Here is a 16,228-nt window from a genome sequence, read left to right as displayed (position 1 = left end):
GGTCGGGTTTCGGACTTGAACGGAGACGAAGTCCGGGTTAGCCTTGAGATTGTTCGAACAGATGTTCGAACAGCGGTTGGTTCGTCGACGGGTGCGGTTCGACGAGGGCCCGGCGCGGTGGTGAGGGGAAGCACCCCGCGTCGGACCCGGCCAACCTGGCGCCCGAAGGGAAGGTGGAGCCATGACGGTGGGATTCGTGCCGCGGCGCAGCGGGGCCTGGTCGGCGCCCGTTCGGTCCGGACGTGTCGCCGGCAGTGCGTCGTCGGCACACGTCTCGGGTCCGGTGCCGGACACGGCCGGCGGCCATGCGATACCGCCCCCGCGCACGGAGCGGTCTTCCGTGTTCGAGCCGCGGCGGCCCGCCTCACCCGAGGCCGTGGCCCTGCTCGGGCAGGCCGAGCACGGCCTTGCCGAAGTCGACCGGGAAACGACGGCCGCGGGCAGGTTCGTCGCCTCTTACCTGTCCGCGCTGCGGGCGGGCGCCGCGATCCTGGTGGCGAAGGGGCGCCCCCATCGCCGTGCGGCGAGGCCTCAGAGCACCTGGACTTTGCTGACCTCGGCCGCGCCCGAGGTGGCGCAGTGGGCCGAGTACTTCGCGGCTCGCTCGGCCGCTTACGCGGCGGCGCAGGCGGGCATCAGCCGACACGTGGGAGCCGAGGCCGCCGACGAGTTGCGAGACCGCGCGGGGGAGTTCCTGTCGCTGGCCCGGCGTGTGGTGCACGGAAGCGATGACGAGCCCGAACCGCGGACCTCCCGGTGCGGCGCGTGTACCCGGCCCCGGTCGCGGCGAGGTGGGGAATGACCGGAATCGTGGTCGATCACGGTCGGCTGCTCGACGTCATCGGTTACGAAGCCGAACTACTGGTGGAGACCTCCCGTGCGGCCGCCCCCGGCACGGCCGTGCCGACGTGTCCGGGGTGGACACTGGGTGAGATCGTGCGACATGTGGGAAGTGTCCACCGGGCAGCCTCCCACTGGTTGCTCCGGGGCGAAGCGCCGCGACGATGGCAACGTGATCCGTCCCCGGGTCAGACCGTGCAGAGTTACCTGCGGGAGGGGACCGAAGGGTTGCGTGACGTGATCGCCGCGCGTGAGCCGTCCGAGCCTGCGGCCACGTGGTGGGGTGGCGACCCGACGACCGGGTTCTGGTGTCGCCGCATGGCCCACGAGACGACGGTGCACCGGGTCGACGCCGAACAGGCCGCGGGGGTGGAGAGCGCCGAGATCTCCCACGACGTCGCCCTGGACGGTATCGACGAGGCTCTGCTGCTGTGGTTCGGTCACCGGCTGCCGATGCTCGGTGTCACCGCCACCAGGCCTGCCACAGTGGCGGTCACGGTGGCAGGCTGCCGTTGGACCGCGCGTATGACGCCCGAGGCCACCGTCGCGTGGCGAAGCCCCGCGTACGACGCCGAGGAGGTGGACGCCGTGGTGTCCGGCGAGCCCGATCGGGTCTTCCTCTGGTTGTGGGGACGGCAGGGACCCGGAGCGGTCACCGTCACGGGTGACGAGGACGCCGCCGGGCAGTTGTGGGCGCTGTTGCGGCTGGCCACGCGGTGATCACCCGGCGGTGGGGCGCCTTCAGCACGTGACCGACACGTCCGCAACAGCGGTGAACGAGACGTGCACATGGTCCATGTGGTTCGCTGTGGGGCTGCCTCGGTCCTCCATGAGCGACCAGCCGGAGCCACTGTTGATGCGCTGTTCCCAAATGACGTAGGTGACGCCGAACTCGGCCTGGTGGGCGACGACGTACTCCGCGAGCGCGTCGCCCACCTCCGGGTCGACCATGAAGTCGAGGGCGAGACCCGCCGGGTGATCACTGGCGTTGGCCCGACTGGCACGCCCGCCCACCGAATCCACGGCGAACTGGGTGAGAACGTGGTGGCCGACCTGTGCCACGTGCGGTTCGGTGCCTTCCAGGTCGGTCGAGCACGACTGGGGTTCCGGTGTGACGGGCTCGGGTGAGGGTTCCTCCTCGGTCGTCTCGGGCGGTTCGGTCGTTTCCGGCTCCGTCGTCTCGGGTGGTTCCGACGTCGTCGTTGTCGTCGACGTCGTCGTCGTGCTCTCCGTGGTGGGAGCGGTTGTGGTGGAGGTCGTGCTCGTCGGAGTCCCGGCGGTCGTGGTGAAGAAAGGATCCGAGGTCATGGCCATGGCCGCGGGAGTGGTGTCGCCGTTCCGCATCAACCCACTGGTGGCGTAGACCGTCAGGGCGAGCATGCCGGCGGCGACGGTACCCAGTGCCAAGGGGCGTAACCAGGATGGCGAGGTTGTCGGTGCGCGGTGCCGGCCGCGCGGGGCCTTTCGTCGACCTTTCATCGTTCCCTCACTCCCGTGATCGCAGCGCCGGTCAGATTAAGAAACGGCAACGTTGATGTCACGAGAGAGTGGGAATGGACACAGATCGATAACGACCGTGATGGTTGCGCGTGTCGTTACGGTGACTGTCCTATCGAGACCAGAACCAGTCCTTGCCGCGTGCTTGGCGCAGCGCCTGCTTCCGATGCTCCGGGTCGAGCCGGTCGATGTACAGCAACCCGTCGAGGTGGTCGACCTCGTGTTGCAGACACTGGGCCATGAGCCCCTCGCCGGACACGGTCACCGGCTCGTTGCGCAGGTCCACACCCTTGACCGTCGCACGCACGGCGCGCACCGTCGGAAAGCCCAGTTCGGGCAGCGACAGGCAGCCCTCCATGACCTCGTGCCTCTCCTCGGAGAGCTCCACGATCTCCGGGTTCAGCACGTACCCCACGGCGCCGTCCACGTTGTAGCTGAACGCGCGCAGGCCCACGCCGATCTGGGGCGCAGCGAGCCCGGCGCGGCCCGGAGCCCGCACCGTGTCGAGCAGGTCGTCCACCAACGCCCGCGTCGTGTCGTCGAACGTCGTCACCGGGTCCGAGGGCGACTTCAACACCGGATCGCCGAAGTAACGAAGCTCGCGCATGGTCATGAAGCTGGTCCTTTCTGGAGAATCGCGCAGACGAGCCTAGCGACGTGGCCGACGCCCGCGATCACGTTCCGCTACGCCCGCAGCCGCAGCCCCTTCGGCGTCGCCCGGAAGCCCGCCTCGCGGAGCACGGTCGCCATTTCCGAGGTCAACACCTGCTCACCGTCGGCCCGCTGCACCTGCAACTGCCCGAGCCACCCGTCGCGCACCGCGTTCGACAATGCTCCGGCGGCGGCACGCAAGGTGACCGCGTCGTCGGTGAACGACAGTAGCGAACGGCCTCCCCGCTCGACGTACAGTGCCGGGACACCGTCGACGAGCACGGTCAGAGCGCCGGCCTTGCGGGCGGGACGGTGTTTCGTGTCTCCCACGACAGCGGGCCACGGGAGCGCGGCACCGTACGGCTGGGCCGGGTCCGCGGCGGCCAGCACGACGGCCCGCTGTTCGGCGCGCCAGCCACCGGCCTCCGACACCGCGCGCAACCGGTCGACCGCACCGCGGGCGGCGAACTGCGCCGCTCCGAGTCCCTCCACGACGTAGCCACGCACGACCTGACCCGAGTCCTCCATCCCACGCAACACGCGGTAGATGCCGGAGAAGCCGCCGCTCACCCGCTCGGTGTCCAGCGCCCCACGAGTGAGTACGCCGTGCCGTTCCAGGAAAGACTCGGTCCGCGCGTGGGCACGCCGCGTGGGATCCGGCTCCCGAGGCGGAGTCAATCCCCACCGCCCGGCCACCGCGGGCGGCCCGGTACGCGTCGGCATCGCAGGCCGCGTCGCACGCAGCCGTGCGTAACGGCTCCGTGGAGCCGACCGGCGCGGCTTGTGCGCCGCGCCCCTGCCCGCCACCTGCGCCCGCAGCGGCGCCAGCGTGTCACCCGACACGAGTCCCGCCCACACGAGGTCCCACAACGCGGCGATCACGTCGGAGTCGGTGCACGGCTCGTCCAGCGCGACACTCACCCGGTCGACGAGCTGGCGGAAGAACAGCCCGCCGCCCTCCAGCGCCGACACCACCGCCGAGTGCAGGGGACCGTGGGTCGAGGTGTCCTCCACGTCCGGGAGCAGCGCCTCGGCCACGTCCGCGGGTGCCAGTGCGATCCAGCCGTCACCACCGGGGAGCGACCCGCAACCGCACCACGTCACCTCGCCCGCCACCATGAGCTCGTCGAGCAGCGAAGGGTGGTAGCCGGGCAGCCTGCTGGGCAGGATCAACGATTCCACCGCGCTCGCGGGCAGCGGGGCGCCCGCGAGCTGTTCGACCACCGAGAGCACGTCGTCGGCGGTGGGAGCCCACCGGCCGTGGCGGTGGGTACCGACACCGTGCCAGCTCGGCAGGAAGCGTCCCAGCGCCGAACGCTCGACGGGTTCCACCTCGGCACGCAGCCGTGCCAGTGAGGCGCGGCGCAGGCGGCGTAGCACGGCGGCGTCGCAGTACTCGGTGCCCGTCTCCGGACCCTGTGGGCGCAGCTCACCGCGCACGAGAGCACCTTCGGCGGTCAACCGGTCGAGCACGCCGGTGACCACCGCGAGACCGAGCCCGAAGCGGGCAGCGGCCTCGTGAGCGGGGAACGGTCCCCGGGCCCGGGCGTAGCGCCTCATCAGGTCGCCCAACGGGTCGGCGACGGGCTCGGTGAACACCTCGGGAACGCCCACCGGGAGAGCCACGCCGAGCGCGTCACGCACCCGGCCCGCGTCCTCGACGGCCAGGTGGCGTTCCTCTCCCGCGATGCGCACCACGATCGCGCGCCGTTCGGCCACGAGCTGGTCGAGCCACTCCGGTAGCACACCGCGGGCCGTCGCCTCGTCCCGAGTGAGGTCTCCCAGAAAACGCAGCAGGTCGGCGGTGTCCTCGGGACCTCGGGCGTGTCGTTCGGGGTCGAGCCGTTGCAGCGACCGTTCCACTTCGGCGACGACCTCGGCGTCGAGCAGTTCGCGGATCGCCTCGGTGCCGAGCAACTCGGCCAGCAGGGCGGAGTCGAGCGACAGCGCGGCGGCACGCCGTTCGGCCAGCGGCGCGTCGGTCTCGTAGAGGAACATGCCGACGTAGCCGAAGAGCAGGCTGCGGGCGAACGGCGAGGGCGACGGTGTCTCCACTTCGACAACGCGCACGGAGCGCGCCGCGATGTCGGCCATCAGTTCGCGCAGCCCACCCACGTCGTAGACGTCCTGGAGACACTCCCGCATGGCCTCCAGCACCACAGGGAAGCGTTCGTACTTCGCCGCGACGCCGAGCAGTTGTGACGCCCGCTGCCGCTGCTGCCACAGGGGAGTGCGCCGACGGGGATCCCGGCGGGGCAGCAGGAGGGACCGGGCCGCGCACTCGCGGAACCGCGCCGCGAACAACGCCGACCCGCTCACCTCCGTGGTGATCAGCGACTCCACCTCGTCGGGGTCGAGCAGCACGTCCTCCGCGCCGATCACCACCTCGCGACCCTCGTCGTCGAGCGCGTCCGGCAGCCGCAGCACGATCCCGTCGTCGGAGTGGGCCACCTGAGCGTCCACGCCGCGGTTCTCGCGCAGCCGGGCTGCCACGGCGAGCGCCCACGGGGCGTTCACCTGTGCGCCGAACGGGGAGTGCACGACCACCCGCCAGTCGCCCAGTTCGTCGCGGAACCGCTCCAGCAGCACGGTCCGGTCGTTCGGTACGTGCCGCGTCGCCTCCCGTTGCTCGTCGACGTAGGCCAGCAGGTTCTCGGCGGCCCATTCGTCGAGCCCGGCCTCCTCGGCGCGACGCAACGCCTTGTCGTGATCCGAAGTGGACAGAAAGCGGAGGAACCGCCCCAGCGCGCGGCCCAACTCGAGCGGTCTGCCCTGGGCGTCACCGCGCCAGAAGGGCATCCGCGCGGGTTCGCCCGGTGCCGGAACCACGATGACGCGGTCCCGGGTGATGTCGGTGATCCGCCACGACGACGTGCCCAGCAGGACCGTGTCACCCACTCGGGACTCGTACACCATCTCCTCGTCGAGCTCGCCCACGCGGGATCCCGGCCGTTCGCCGTCGCCCGGCGTCGTCACCGTGAACAACCCGCGATCGGGGATCGTGCCGCCCGAGGTGACGGCCAGCCGTTGCGCGCCCGGTCTGCCCTGCAACACGCCCGTGACCCGGTCCCAGGTGATCCGCGCGCGCAACTCACCGAACTCCTCGCTCGGGTACCGGCCCGAAAGCATGTCGAGCACGGCGTGCAGCGCGTCGTCGGGCAGAGCCGTGAACGGCGCCGCCCTGCGCACGGTCGCCGCCACTTCGTCCACCGTGCGCGGCTCCACGGCCACCATGGCCACGACGTGCTGGGCCAGCACGTCCAGCGGGTTCCGGGGATACCGCACGGCCTCGATGGCGCCCTCGGCCATGCGTTCGGCCACCACGGCGCACGAGACGAGATCACCCCGGAACTTGGGGAACATCACGCCCGTGGACACGGCGCCGACGTGGTGGCCCGCGCGCCCGACGCGTTGCAGCCCCGACGCCACCGTGGGCGGTGCCTCCACCTGGATCACGAGGTCCACCGCGCCCATGTCGATGCCCAGCTCCAGGGAGGAGGTCGCCACCACGCACGGCAGCCGTCCCGACTTCAGCTCCTCCTCGACGCTCGTCCGCTGCTCCCGCGACATCGAGCCGTGGTGTGCCCTCGCCACCACCGGCGCCGCCTCCGTGAGCGGCCGGGTGACTCCCGACTGGCCGACGGCCTCGGCGGGGAAGGCGGACTCGGCCGAACCCGTGAGGTCGGTGGCCTGCTCCGCCCGTTCGGCGGCCAGCTCGTTGAGCCGGGCGGTGAGCCGCTCGGCGAGGCGGCGGGAGTTGGCGAACACGATGGTGGAGCGGTGCGCGCGGACGAGGTCGAGCACCCGCTCCTCCACGGCAGGCCAGATCGACGGCCGCCGAGCTCGCTCGGGTGTGTTCGGATCGCCGTCGGGGTCCGCCTCCGTGGGTAGCGGAGCCGGTTCCGCAGGCGTGGGCCGGGCGTCGAGCTCGCCCATGTCCTCGACGGGCACCTCGACCCGGACCTCGATCGTCTTGCTCAGGGTGGGTTGTACGACGCGGACGGGCCTGCCACCGGTGAGGAACGCGCCCACCTCGTCCACGGGTCGTACCGTCGCCGAGAGCCCGATGCGCTGCGCGGGGCGGTCGAGCAGGTCGTCGAGGCGTTCCAGCGACAGTGCCAGGTGTGCGCCGCGCTTGCTGCCCGCGACGGCGTGCACCTCGTCGATGATCACGGTCTCGACGCCGCGCAGTGACTCGCGCGCCGCTGACGTCAGCAGCAGGAACAGCGACTCCGGTGTGGTCACCAGGATGTCGGGCGGGGTGCGCGCGAACGCGCGGCGTTCGGCGGGTGTGGTGTCGCCAGTGCGCGTGCCCACGGTGATGTCCGGAGGCTCCAGTCCCAGCCTGCGCGAGGCCTGCGAGATACCGGCCAACGGCGCGCGGAGGTTGCGCTGGACGTCCACGGCGAGCGCCTTGAGCGGGGAGACGTACAGCACCCGGCAGCGCCGCTTCCGCTCGGGTGGATCGGCCGTGGCCAGCCGGTCGAGCGCCCACAGGAACGCGGCCAGCGTCTTGCCGGAGCCGGTGGGGGCGATCACCAGCGCGTGCTCGCCCGCTCTGGCCGCCCGCCACGCTCCCTCCTGGGCGGCTGTGGGCGCGGCGAACGCACCCGCGAACCACTCCCTGGTGGCAGGTGAGAACAGCTCCAGTACGGCAGGACGGACGTCGTCGGGCACGTCTCCATCATGCGTGCCGCACCGACAGTCCGGCCCGGCGTTCCGCGGTCGGGTGGCCGAACCCGGCGGGTGCGTCCCCACGCCGCCGTCCGACGTGAAAGCATCACCGCGGTTTCTCGGGAACTCGACAAGGGAGAACTGGTGGGGATTCTGTCCGTCGATCTCGGTACGTCGAACACCGTGGCCGTACTCTCCGCGCACGGAAGGCCGCCCAGGGTGATCGACGTCGACGGCTCGGCCACGATGCCCTCGGCCGTGTTCGCCGAGGAACAGGGCGGCCTCGTGGTCGGCAGGGACGCCGAGCGCCGCGCCCGGCTCGATCCCACCCGTTTCGAGCCGAACCCCAAACGCAGGGTGGACGAGCAGACCCTCCTCCTCGGTACCGACGTGGTGCCCGTCAACGAGGCGCTCGCCGCCGTGCTGCGCCGAGTGCTGGACGAGACCGTGCGACAGCTCGGCGGGGAACCGCCCGAGGAGGTCCGCCTGACCCACCCCGCCCAGTGGGGTCCCGTGCGGCGCAACGTGCTGCTGTCCGCGGCCCGGCTGGCCGGCATGGGCAACGCGATCACCCTCGTTCCCGAGCCCGTCGCCGCCGCGGCGCACTTCGCGTCGTTCCCCGGGAAGGGACTCGCTCCGGGGCAGACGCTCGCCGTTTACGACCTGGGCGCGGGCACGTTCGACGTCGCGGTGCTCGGAGCCACCCAGAACGGCTTCACGGTGCTGGCCGAGGACGGACTTCCCGACCTCGGTGGGCTGGACGTCGACCAGGCCCTGCTCGTGCACGTCGGCCGCGAGGTCTCACACAGCGACCCGCAGCGCTGGCAGCGTCTCCTGCGCCCCGAGTCGACCGCCGACCGCCGTGCCCGCAGGGCGCTGCAGGAGGACGTGAAGGCCGCCAAGGAGGCTCTCTCGCGGCTCCCCCAGACCGAGGTTCCCATGCCGGAGCCGTTCTCGGACGTGCTGGTGACGAGGGCGGAACTGGAGGCGCTCGTGCGGCCCGCGATGCTGCGCAGCGTCGAACTGCTCGCGCGCACGGTCCGTTCGGCGGGACTGAGTCCCGACCAGCTCGCCGGGATCTATCTCGTCGGCGGTTCGAGCAGGCTACCGCTCGTGGGCAGCCTGCTGGCCGAGAAGCTCGGCGTGGTGCCCTCCAGCCTCGACCAACCCGAGACGGCCGTGGCGTTCGGCGCGCACCACGTGGGCCCCGACGGTCTCACCATGCGCACACAGCAGGTCGACGGCGACGTGGTCGGTGCGCAGTCGGCCCCCGCCACAGGCACCCCCGCGGCCGGGGCACCGGCCCTGACGGGCCCGTACTCGCCCCCCGCCGGAATGGTGCCGCCCCAGCCGACACCACCGCAGTACCACCACGCCACCACCCAGGCCTACCCGGCGAGCGGAGCGCAGCCGGCGCCGGGAGCGCCTCTCACCCCCGCCGGGCCCCAGCTCGCCAACTTCCCGTCGGTGCCGAACGGCGGAGGCAGGAGCAAGCGCACCGGCTGGATCGTGGCCGCGGCCGTCGGCGCTCTGGCCGTGCTCGGCGGTGGGGCGGCGTGGCTGTTCTGGCCGTCGTCCTCGGCCGAGACCTACACCGCTCAGGAATGCCGGCAACCCGGTACCCCCGACGAGCAGGGCTTCACCGGGTGCCTGCGGCAGCTCGCGGGCACCGTGCCGCAGGGCAACAACTGCTCGCCGGGCACCGGCACGGGACCCGCGGCGGCGGCGAACGAGGAGGAACTCGGTGTCACGGTGACCTGCTCGGCCCCCGGACTGCCCGGCGCGCAGATCACCTACCTCCACTCGGCTTCTCCCGAGGCCATCGAGCAGTACACCGACGGGCTGCTGACCCGCACGGGCGGTGGAGACCAGGTCCAGGCGGCGTGGAAGGGCAACGGGCTCTCCGGCCGCTACTCGGCCTCCGCCGGACGCAACTCGTCGGTGGTGGTGTTCACCGTGGACGACCGCCCGCTCGCCGGGTTCGTCTACCAGGTCAACGTCACGGGCGAGGGGGAGGCCACCCCGCCGAACGACATGGCGAGCTACTTCGAGAACACGGTGCAACCGGGCGAGTGAACCGGCTCACTTCCTCCGGTTGCGGCGCACGCTGATGATCAACACGATCAGCGCGCTGCCGACCACGGCGATCGACGCCAGCGTGAGCGCGGTGGACTGGAGGTCGGAAAAACCCTGGAACGACGCCATGACGGCAACCCTACGGTTCTTCGAGGCGTGCTGCGGGGATGACTACGCTGGAGCCGATGCGAATCACGGTGTTCCGACGGCTCATGGCTGAGGAGTTCGGTCCGACGCGCGCCACGACGTTGTCCTCCGACCACGTTCTCAGCGGTCTGGGAGGGCGGACCGTCGACCAGGCTCTCGACGACGGTGTGCCGGCCAGGGAGATCTGGCGCGAGGTGTGCGCGGAGTTCGACGTCCCCGCCGAGCGGCGCTGAAGGAGCTGAAGGGCGCTGAAGGACGGTAGCGGAATGCCGTGTCGTTTCGACGTCGAACACGTGTTCGGCTATCGTGTTGTCCACAACCGGGTTCGGCTGTGGACAACTGCCCGGCGCGGCCGCGAACTGTCAGACCCCGCCCGTAACGTCGGACCCGGACAACAGACATCCACGGACTCCCGACAGCACATCTGCGGGCCCCGATGAACAGCCAATGAGGTGGATTCCATGCCAGCAGCACCGGACAAGGGCAAAGCGCTCGACCTGGCCCTTGCCCAGATCGACAAGCAGTTCGGCAAGGGATCGGTGATGCGTCTCGGTGAGGACAGCAGGCCACCGGTCGAGGTCATCCCGACGGGAGCCATCGCGCTGGACATCGCCCTGGGTATCGGCGGTCTGCCGCGCGGCCGCGTCGTGGAGATCTACGGCCCGGAGTCGTCGGGTAAGACGACGGTCGCGCTCCACGCCGTGGCCAACGCGCAGAAGGCCGGGGGCATCGCGGCCTTCATCGACGCCGAACACGCGCTCGACCCCGAGTACGCCAAGGCGCTGGGGGTCGACACCGACGCCCTGCTGGTGTCCCAGCCGGACACAGGTGAGCAGGCGCTGGAGATCGCCGACATGCTGATCCGTTCCGGCGCGCTCGACATCCTGGTCATCGACTCGGTGGCCGCTCTCGTGCCGAGGGCCGAGATCGAGGGCGAGATGGGCGACTCCCACGTGGGTCTCCAGGCGCGGCTGATGAGCCAGGCACTGCGGAAGATCACCGGTGCCCTGCACAACTCGGGCACCACAGCGATCTTCATCAACCAGCTCCGCGAGAAGGTCGGAGTGATGTTCGGCAGCCCGGAGACCACCACCGGTGGTAAGGCGCTGAAGTTCTACGCCTCGGTGCGGCTCGACGTGCGCCGTATCGAGACGTTGAAGGACGGCGGTGAGCCGGTCGGCAACCGCACCAGGGTCAAGGTCGTGAAGAACAAGGTCGCGCCGCCGTTCAAGCAGGCCGAGTTCGACATCCTCTACGGCGTCGGAGTGTCCCGCGAGGGCTCGCTGATCGACATGGGTGTCGACCAGGGCATCGTGCGCAAGTCGGGCGCCTGGTACACGTACGAGGGCGACCAGCTCGGTCAGGGCAAGGAGAACGCGCGGCGGTTCCTGCGCGAGAACCCGGACGTCGCCAACGAGATCGAGAAGAAGATCAAGGAGAAGCTCGGCATCGGAGCCCAGGAGGGCGAGGACGGCGCTCCCGCTCCGGTCGACTTCTGACGGGCTGCCGCGTCGATGCGCGAGCTGTCGCCCGACGAGGCGTGGCGCAAAGCCAAGGAGGTCTGCTTCGACCTCCTGGCCGCCCGCCCTCGTACCAAGGACGAGTTGCGCCAGGCGTTGCGACGGAAGGGCTTCGCCGACGACGTCGGGGAGCGGTTACTCGGCAAACTCGACGACGCGGGGCTGGTGGACGATGCCGCGTTCGCCGAGACGTGGGTGCGGTCGCGGCACACCCATCGAGGCCTCGCTCGTAAGGCCCTGATCGCCGAGCTGAAGCACAAGGGAGTCGACCCGGAGGTCGCGGCCGAGGCCGCCGGGGAGATCGACGCCGCTGCCGAGGAGCAGCGCGCCAGGGAACTGGTGCGCAAGAAGCTGCGGACCATGGTCGACGTCGACGAGCAGAAGGCTACGCGCCGCCTGCTCGGCATGTTGGCCCGCAAGGGTTACTCGCAGGGGCTGGCGTACCGGGTCGTCCGCGAGGAACTCCGAGAAGCGGGAGCGGAAACGACCCTCCTCGACGACGGCGTCCCCTGACACCGTGTCCGCAGCCTGCGTACGCGTGTCCTCAGTTCCCGTACGCCTGACGTGTGCGGCTCACCCTTCCCGGGCACGCCGGGCTGGCGTCACACGGGCACCGGGGTGCCGTCGGCGCTGAGCCGGCAGGTGCGTACCACCGTGCCGACGGGTTCCCTGACCCACCACGCCCCGGTCTCGGCACGCTCGGTCGGTGTCGTGAACCGGTAGTGGAACAGTCGCGCCCGCAGATGCGTCGGTGCGTGGCCGTCGAACGGATCGCGACGTAGCAGCCGACGGATCTGCGTGTCACCGTCGAGCAGTTTCGTGACGAGCACGGGCAGCCAGCGGCCCCCGTACCGAGACGACAGCGACAGGAACCACAGCTGCCAGTCCAGTCGCAGGTGGTACGGCGCGACCTGCGGAGGACGCCGGTGCGGGTCGCCCGGCTTGCCCTTGAACTCGTACTCGCGCCACACCGTTGCCGAGTCGACGGTGTCCTCGTCGGTGCCTTCGATGATCACCTCGTACCGGTCGCGGGTGACACTGCCGAAGGCGCCGTAGGTGTTGACGAGGTGGAACTGGTTGAAGCTGTAGTTCATCACCTGGCCCCGTCCGAGCAGGTTCTTCACGGGCCAGTAGCTCAGCACCGCGATACCGGCCGTCACGGCGATCACCACGGCTCCGTACCAGACCGGTGGCGTGGCGAGCTCGTCCGGCGGGGGCACACCCAGCATCGCGCCGTCGACAGCGGGCACGGCGAGCGTGATGGTGAGGGCGTTCAGCCAGGAGAAGTTGCCGCTGACCATCAGCCAGCCCTGAGTGACGATCACGATGCCCGCCGCGACACTCGCCGCGGGCTGGGGCGCGAAGAGCACGAACGGGACCACGAGCTGGGCCCCGTGGTTGGCCGCCGCCTCCACCCGGTGCATCCACTGCGGCAGGTGGTGGAAGTACCAGCTCAGCGGGCCGGGCATCGGCTGGGTCTCGTGGTGGTAGTACAGGCAGGTCAGGTCCCGCCAGCAGCGGTCGCCCCGCATCTTGATCAGTCCGGCGCCGAACTCCAGCCGGAACAGCAACCAGAGCAGCAGCCACAGCACCAGCGTCGGCACGCCCGTGTGCGCGGGTCCGAGGAAGATCGCCAGAAAGCCTGTCTCCAGCAGCAACGACTCCCAGCCGAACGAGTACCAGGTCTGTCCGACGTTGACGATCGACAGATAAAGCACCCACGGCACCGCCCACAGCAGCAGGCACGCCCACACGGGCAGCAGATCCGCCGCACCCCCGAGCAAGGCGGCCGACACGACGACGCCGGTCACCGCCACCGCGGCGAAGAACCGGTCGGAGTAGTGCGCGTGGAACAGGCTCGGCGAGCGGCGGAAGCTCACCCTGGCCAGGAAGTCCGGCACAGGCAGCAGTCCCCGCTCGCCGAGCAACGCACGGAACTGGTTGAGGGCGCAGAGGAACGCGACCAGGTACGTCGTGGCCAGCAACTTCTGGAAGACCAGCCGCGAAATCCAGTACTCGTCGGCGGTGAACCAGTCCCACGACATGCTCCCGGCAGACCTCCTTCCACGACGGGTGGGGCCCGCCGTGCCCGCTATGTCGTCGCCGTCGCGGCCTCCGTTCCCAGCGCGGTGGCCTCCTTGGCCAGTGTCTCAACGCGTGCGTAGTCCTGCGCCGCGAGCGCGTCCTTCGGCGTCAGCCAGGAACCTCCGACACAAGCCACGTTGGGCAGCGCCAGGTAGCGCGGAGCACTGTCGGACGTGATGCCTCCGGTCGGGCAGAACCGCAGGTGCGGCAGGGGTCCTCCGATGGCCGACAGCGCGCCCACACCACCGCTGGCTTCGGCGGGGAAGAACTTCAGCCGGTCGAAGCCGCGCTCGGCCAGCCGCATGGCCTCGGACACGGTCGAGGCGCCGGGCAGCACCGGCAGACCGGTGTCGACAGTGGCGTCGAGCAGGGCGTCGGTGGTTCCGGGAGTCACGAGGAACGCCGCGCCCGCGTCCGCCGCCGCCCGCGCCTGGTCCGGCGTGATCACTGTGCCCGCGCCGACCACCACGTCGGGAACCTCGGCGGCGACCCTGCGGATGGCCTCCAACGCCGCGTCGGTACGCAGGGTCACCTCCATCACCCGCACACCGCCCGAGTGCAGGGCGCGCGCCACCGGGACGGCCTGCTCCACCTCGTGCAACACCACCACGGGCAGTACGGGGGAGAGGGTGAGGAGGTCGTCGGCGTTCATGCGCGTCCTTCTTTCACGTCGGCCAGGTTGTCGGTGGTCGTGGCTGTCGCCCACGCGGCGGGATCGCCGAAGACGCTACCGCCGAGATCGGCGGGGCCCACGGTACTGCGCAGGGCGGCGAAGAGCTCGCGCCCGTTGCCGCGCCATTCGTCCGGCGACGGCGGCTCGGCCGGTCGGCGTTCCGCCAGCGTGGTCGCGTCCACGAGCACGTCGAGTTCGCCGGCCTCGGCGTCGAGCCGCACGATGTCGCCGTCCTCCACAAGGGACAGAGGTCCGCCGACGGCGGATTCCGGGGTCACGTGGATGGCGGCCGGGACCTTCCCCGAGGCGCCGGACATGCGGCCGTCGGTGAGGAGGGCGACACGGTGACCACGGTCCATGAGGACGCCGAGCGCGGGAATCAACGCGTGCAGTTCCGGCATGCCCTTGGCGCGGGGCCCGTGGTCGCGTATCACCACGACGACATCGCGGTTGAGCTCACCCGCCCGGAACGCCCGGGTGAAGTCGGCCTGCGAGGAGAAGACGCGCGCGGGGGCCCGCACGGCGCGGTTCTCCGGTGCCACGGCCGAGACCTTGATGACGGCGCGTCCGAGGTTGCCCGAGACCATGCGCAAGCCACCCTCGGGCGCGAACGGGTTGTCGGCGGTGCGGAGCACGGTGTCGTCGAGCGTGGCTGTGGGCACCTCGCGCCAGAGCAGCTTGCCGTCGTCGAGGATCGGCTCCTGGCGGTACCGCTGGAGGCCCGGCCCGGCCACGGTCTCGACGTCGGGGTGCAGCAGACCGGCGTCGAGGAGGGTGCCGACGAGGACCTGTACCCCTCCTGCGGTGTGGAAGTGGTTGATGTCCGCACTGCCGTTGGGGTACAGGCTCGCGAGTGACGGCACGGCCGCCGACAGGTCGGCGAAGTCGTCCCACGTCAGCTTGATACCCGCCGCGGCGGCGATGGCGGGCAGGTGCAGCGTGTGGTTCTGCGAGCCGCCGGTCGCCAGCAGGGCGACGATCCCGTTCACGATGCTGCGTTCGTCGATGACACGCGCGATCGGGGTGTACTCCCCGCCCTGCGTGATCTCCACGATGCGGCGGGCGGCCTGCTCGGTGAGCGCCTTGCGCAGTGGCGTGCCGGGGTGGACGAAGGTGGTGCCAGGCAGGTGCAGCCCCATCACCTCGACCACGAGCTGGTTGGAGTTGGCGGTGCCGTAGAAGGTGCAGGTGCCGGGTGAGTGGTACGCGGCGGCCTCGGCGTCGAGGAGGTCCTCGCGGGTGGCCTTGCCCTCGGCGTACAACTGCCGGATGCGGGCCTTCTCCTTGTTCGGCAGGCCCGACGGCATGGGGCCCGCGGGGACGAGCATCGCGGGCAGGTGTCCGAAGGCGAGGGCGCCGATGAGCAGCCCCGGCACGATCTTGTCGCAGACGCCGAGCAGGAGCGCACCGTCGAACATCTCGTGGGACAGCGCGATTCCGGTGGCCATCGCGATGACGTCCCTGCTGAACAGGGACAGTTCCATGCCGGCGCGGCCCTGCGTGATGCCGTCGCACATCGCGGGCACGCCGCCCGCGAACTGGGCCACGCCACCCGCCTCCCTGGCGGCGGCCTTGATCCACGCCGGGAACTCGTCGAACGGCTGGTGTGCGGACAGCAGGTCGTTGTAAGCCGACACGATCGCGATACCGGGTTTGCGGGCTTCCCTGACGGCGAGGAGGTCGGGCCCCGAGCAGGCGGCGAAGCCGTGTGCGAGATTGCTGCACCCCAGCGCCGCGCGTGCGGGGCCTTCGGCGGCGGCGTTCTCGACGCGGGCGAGGTAGGCCCGCCGTGTTTCGGTGCTGCGTTCGGCGATGCGGTGAGTGACGTCGGCGATGACGGGATGAAGGCTCAACGGCGTGTTCTCCGGTCGATTCACGGCGGGTGAAGAGCGCACGAACTGCTTACGCAGTGTGAGCAACTGGGAAGACGAGACGGCGGCGATGGCGTCGCGACTGTGTGGCAGCTTGCACGATACAGCCCAGGCCCACCGCAACAAAATCGATCCAGATAGCGATCTTTAGTGATCTTGGTCACGTCAAACGGTAGTGGTGTGCTACTTGTCAC

At 70.6% G+C, this 16,228-nt stretch carries 14 protein-coding genes; 7 read left to right on the top strand and 7 right to left on the bottom strand.

From position 1 onward, the window contains the following. Positions 1–340: 340 nt before the first annotated feature. Both SACCYDRAFT_RS17900 and SACCYDRAFT_RS17895 read left to right on the top strand, forming a co-directional pair. Positions 341–802: an SAV_6107 family HEPN domain-containing protein gene (locus tag SACCYDRAFT_RS17900; RefSeq protein ID WP_232283699.1), complete on the top strand. Its 462-nt coding sequence runs from the start codon at positions 341–343 to the stop codon at positions 800–802. Continuing rightward, on the top strand, positions 799–1,560 hold the full coding sequence (locus tag SACCYDRAFT_RS17895; protein WP_005458328.1) for a maleylpyruvate isomerase family mycothiol-dependent enzyme: 762 nt from the start codon (positions 799–801) through the stop codon (positions 1,558–1,560). Before SACCYDRAFT_RS17900 ends, SACCYDRAFT_RS17895 begins: the two co-directional genes overlap by 4 nt. A gap of 21 nt (positions 1,561–1,581) precedes the next feature. Here the strand turns inward: SACCYDRAFT_RS17895 and SACCYDRAFT_RS27360 are convergent, their stop codons facing one another. Further along, on the bottom strand, positions 1,582–1,902 hold the full coding sequence (locus SACCYDRAFT_RS27360) for a hypothetical protein (RefSeq protein ID WP_456300049.1): 321 nt from the start codon (positions 1,900–1,902) through the stop codon (positions 1,582–1,584). Between the two features lie 10 nt (positions 1,903–1,912). Between SACCYDRAFT_RS27360 and SACCYDRAFT_RS27355 the strand changes: the two genes are divergently transcribed. Then, positions 1,913–2,203 (top strand): hypothetical protein, encoded by a 291-nt coding sequence (locus SACCYDRAFT_RS27355; RefSeq protein WP_456300048.1) that lies wholly within the window; start codon positions 1,913–1,915, stop codon positions 2,201–2,203. A 246-nt stretch (positions 2,204–2,449) separates the two neighbouring features. Here the strand turns inward: SACCYDRAFT_RS27355 and def are convergent, their stop codons facing one another. Both def and SACCYDRAFT_RS17880 read right to left on the bottom strand, forming a co-directional pair. After that, positions 2,450–2,950: a peptide deformylase gene (def, locus tag SACCYDRAFT_RS17885; RefSeq protein ID WP_005458323.1), complete on the bottom strand. Its 501-nt coding sequence runs from the start codon at positions 2,948–2,950 to the stop codon at positions 2,450–2,452. Positions 2,951–3,021: 71 nt separating this feature from the next. Further along, a complete protein-coding gene (locus SACCYDRAFT_RS17880; RefSeq protein ID WP_005458321.1) occupies positions 3,022–7,665 on the bottom strand; it encodes an ATP-dependent helicase in 4,644 nt (1,547 codons plus the stop codon). A gap of 141 nt (positions 7,666–7,806) precedes the next feature. On the opposite strand from SACCYDRAFT_RS17880, the gene SACCYDRAFT_RS17875 reads away from it, so the two are divergent. Continuing rightward, positions 7,807–9,738 carry an Hsp70 family protein gene (locus tag SACCYDRAFT_RS17875; RefSeq protein ID WP_005458318.1) on the top strand — a complete coding sequence of 644 codons (1,932 nt, stop codon included), beginning with the start codon at positions 7,807–7,809 and terminating at the stop codon, positions 9,736–9,738. A 6-nt stretch (positions 9,739–9,744) separates the two neighbouring features. Here SACCYDRAFT_RS17875 and SACCYDRAFT_RS27205 read toward each other — a convergent pair whose 3' ends face one another. After that, positions 9,745–9,867: a hypothetical protein gene (locus tag SACCYDRAFT_RS27205; RefSeq protein WP_005458316.1), complete on the bottom strand. Its 123-nt coding sequence runs from the start codon at positions 9,865–9,867 to the stop codon at positions 9,745–9,747. Positions 9,868–9,923: 56 nt separating this feature from the next. Here SACCYDRAFT_RS27205 and SACCYDRAFT_RS17870 point away from each other — a divergent pair, with 56 nt between their 5' ends. The 3 genes from SACCYDRAFT_RS17870 (at position 9,924) to SACCYDRAFT_RS17860 (ending at position 11,918) form a co-directional block, all read left to right on the top strand. Continuing rightward, positions 9,924–10,118 carry a DUF3046 domain-containing protein gene (locus SACCYDRAFT_RS17870; RefSeq protein ID WP_043536618.1) on the top strand — a complete coding sequence of 65 codons (195 nt, stop codon included), beginning with the start codon at positions 9,924–9,926 and terminating at the stop codon, positions 10,116–10,118. Positions 10,119–10,346: 228 nt separating this feature from the next. Next, the gene (gene recA, locus SACCYDRAFT_RS17865) at positions 10,347–11,384 is read left to right on the top strand and encodes a recombinase RecA (protein ID WP_005458313.1); all 1,038 of its coding nucleotides are present in this window, start codon (positions 10,347–10,349) and stop codon (positions 11,382–11,384) included. A gap of 15 nt (positions 11,385–11,399) precedes the next feature. Beyond that, positions 11,400–11,918 (top strand): regulatory protein RecX, encoded by a 519-nt coding sequence (locus SACCYDRAFT_RS17860; RefSeq protein ID WP_005458311.1) that lies wholly within the window; start codon positions 11,400–11,402, stop codon positions 11,916–11,918. A gap of 89 nt (positions 11,919–12,007) precedes the next feature. On the opposite strand, the gene SACCYDRAFT_RS17855 is transcribed toward SACCYDRAFT_RS17860, so the two are convergent. Genes SACCYDRAFT_RS17855 through edd form a run of 3 tightly spaced genes read right to left on the bottom strand, consistent with a single transcriptional unit; the run spans position 12,008 to position 16,016 of the window. After that, a complete protein-coding gene (locus SACCYDRAFT_RS17855; protein ID WP_005458309.1) occupies positions 12,008–13,450 on the bottom strand; it encodes a lipase maturation factor family protein in 1,443 nt (480 codons plus the stop codon). A 47-nt stretch (positions 13,451–13,497) separates the two neighbouring features. After that, complete coding sequence (gene eda / locus SACCYDRAFT_RS17850; RefSeq protein ID WP_005458307.1) at positions 13,498–14,142, bottom strand: bifunctional 4-hydroxy-2-oxoglutarate aldolase/2-dehydro-3-deoxy-phosphogluconate aldolase; 645 nt, start codon at positions 14,140–14,142, stop codon at positions 13,498–13,500. Further along, the gene (gene edd, locus SACCYDRAFT_RS17845) at positions 14,139–16,016 is read right to left on the bottom strand and encodes a phosphogluconate dehydratase (RefSeq protein WP_232283698.1); all 1,878 of its coding nucleotides are present in this window, start codon (positions 16,014–16,016) and stop codon (positions 14,139–14,141) included. The genes eda and edd overlap by 4 nt, the downstream gene beginning before the upstream one ends. Between the last annotated feature and the right edge of the window lie 212 nt (positions 16,017–16,228).

Source organism: Saccharomonospora cyanea NA-134 (genome assembly GCF_000244975.1).
Classification (GTDB): domain Bacteria; phylum Actinomycetota; class Actinomycetes; order Mycobacteriales; family Pseudonocardiaceae; genus Saccharomonospora; species Saccharomonospora cyanea.
This window is presented reverse-complemented; position numbering and strand designations above follow the sequence as displayed.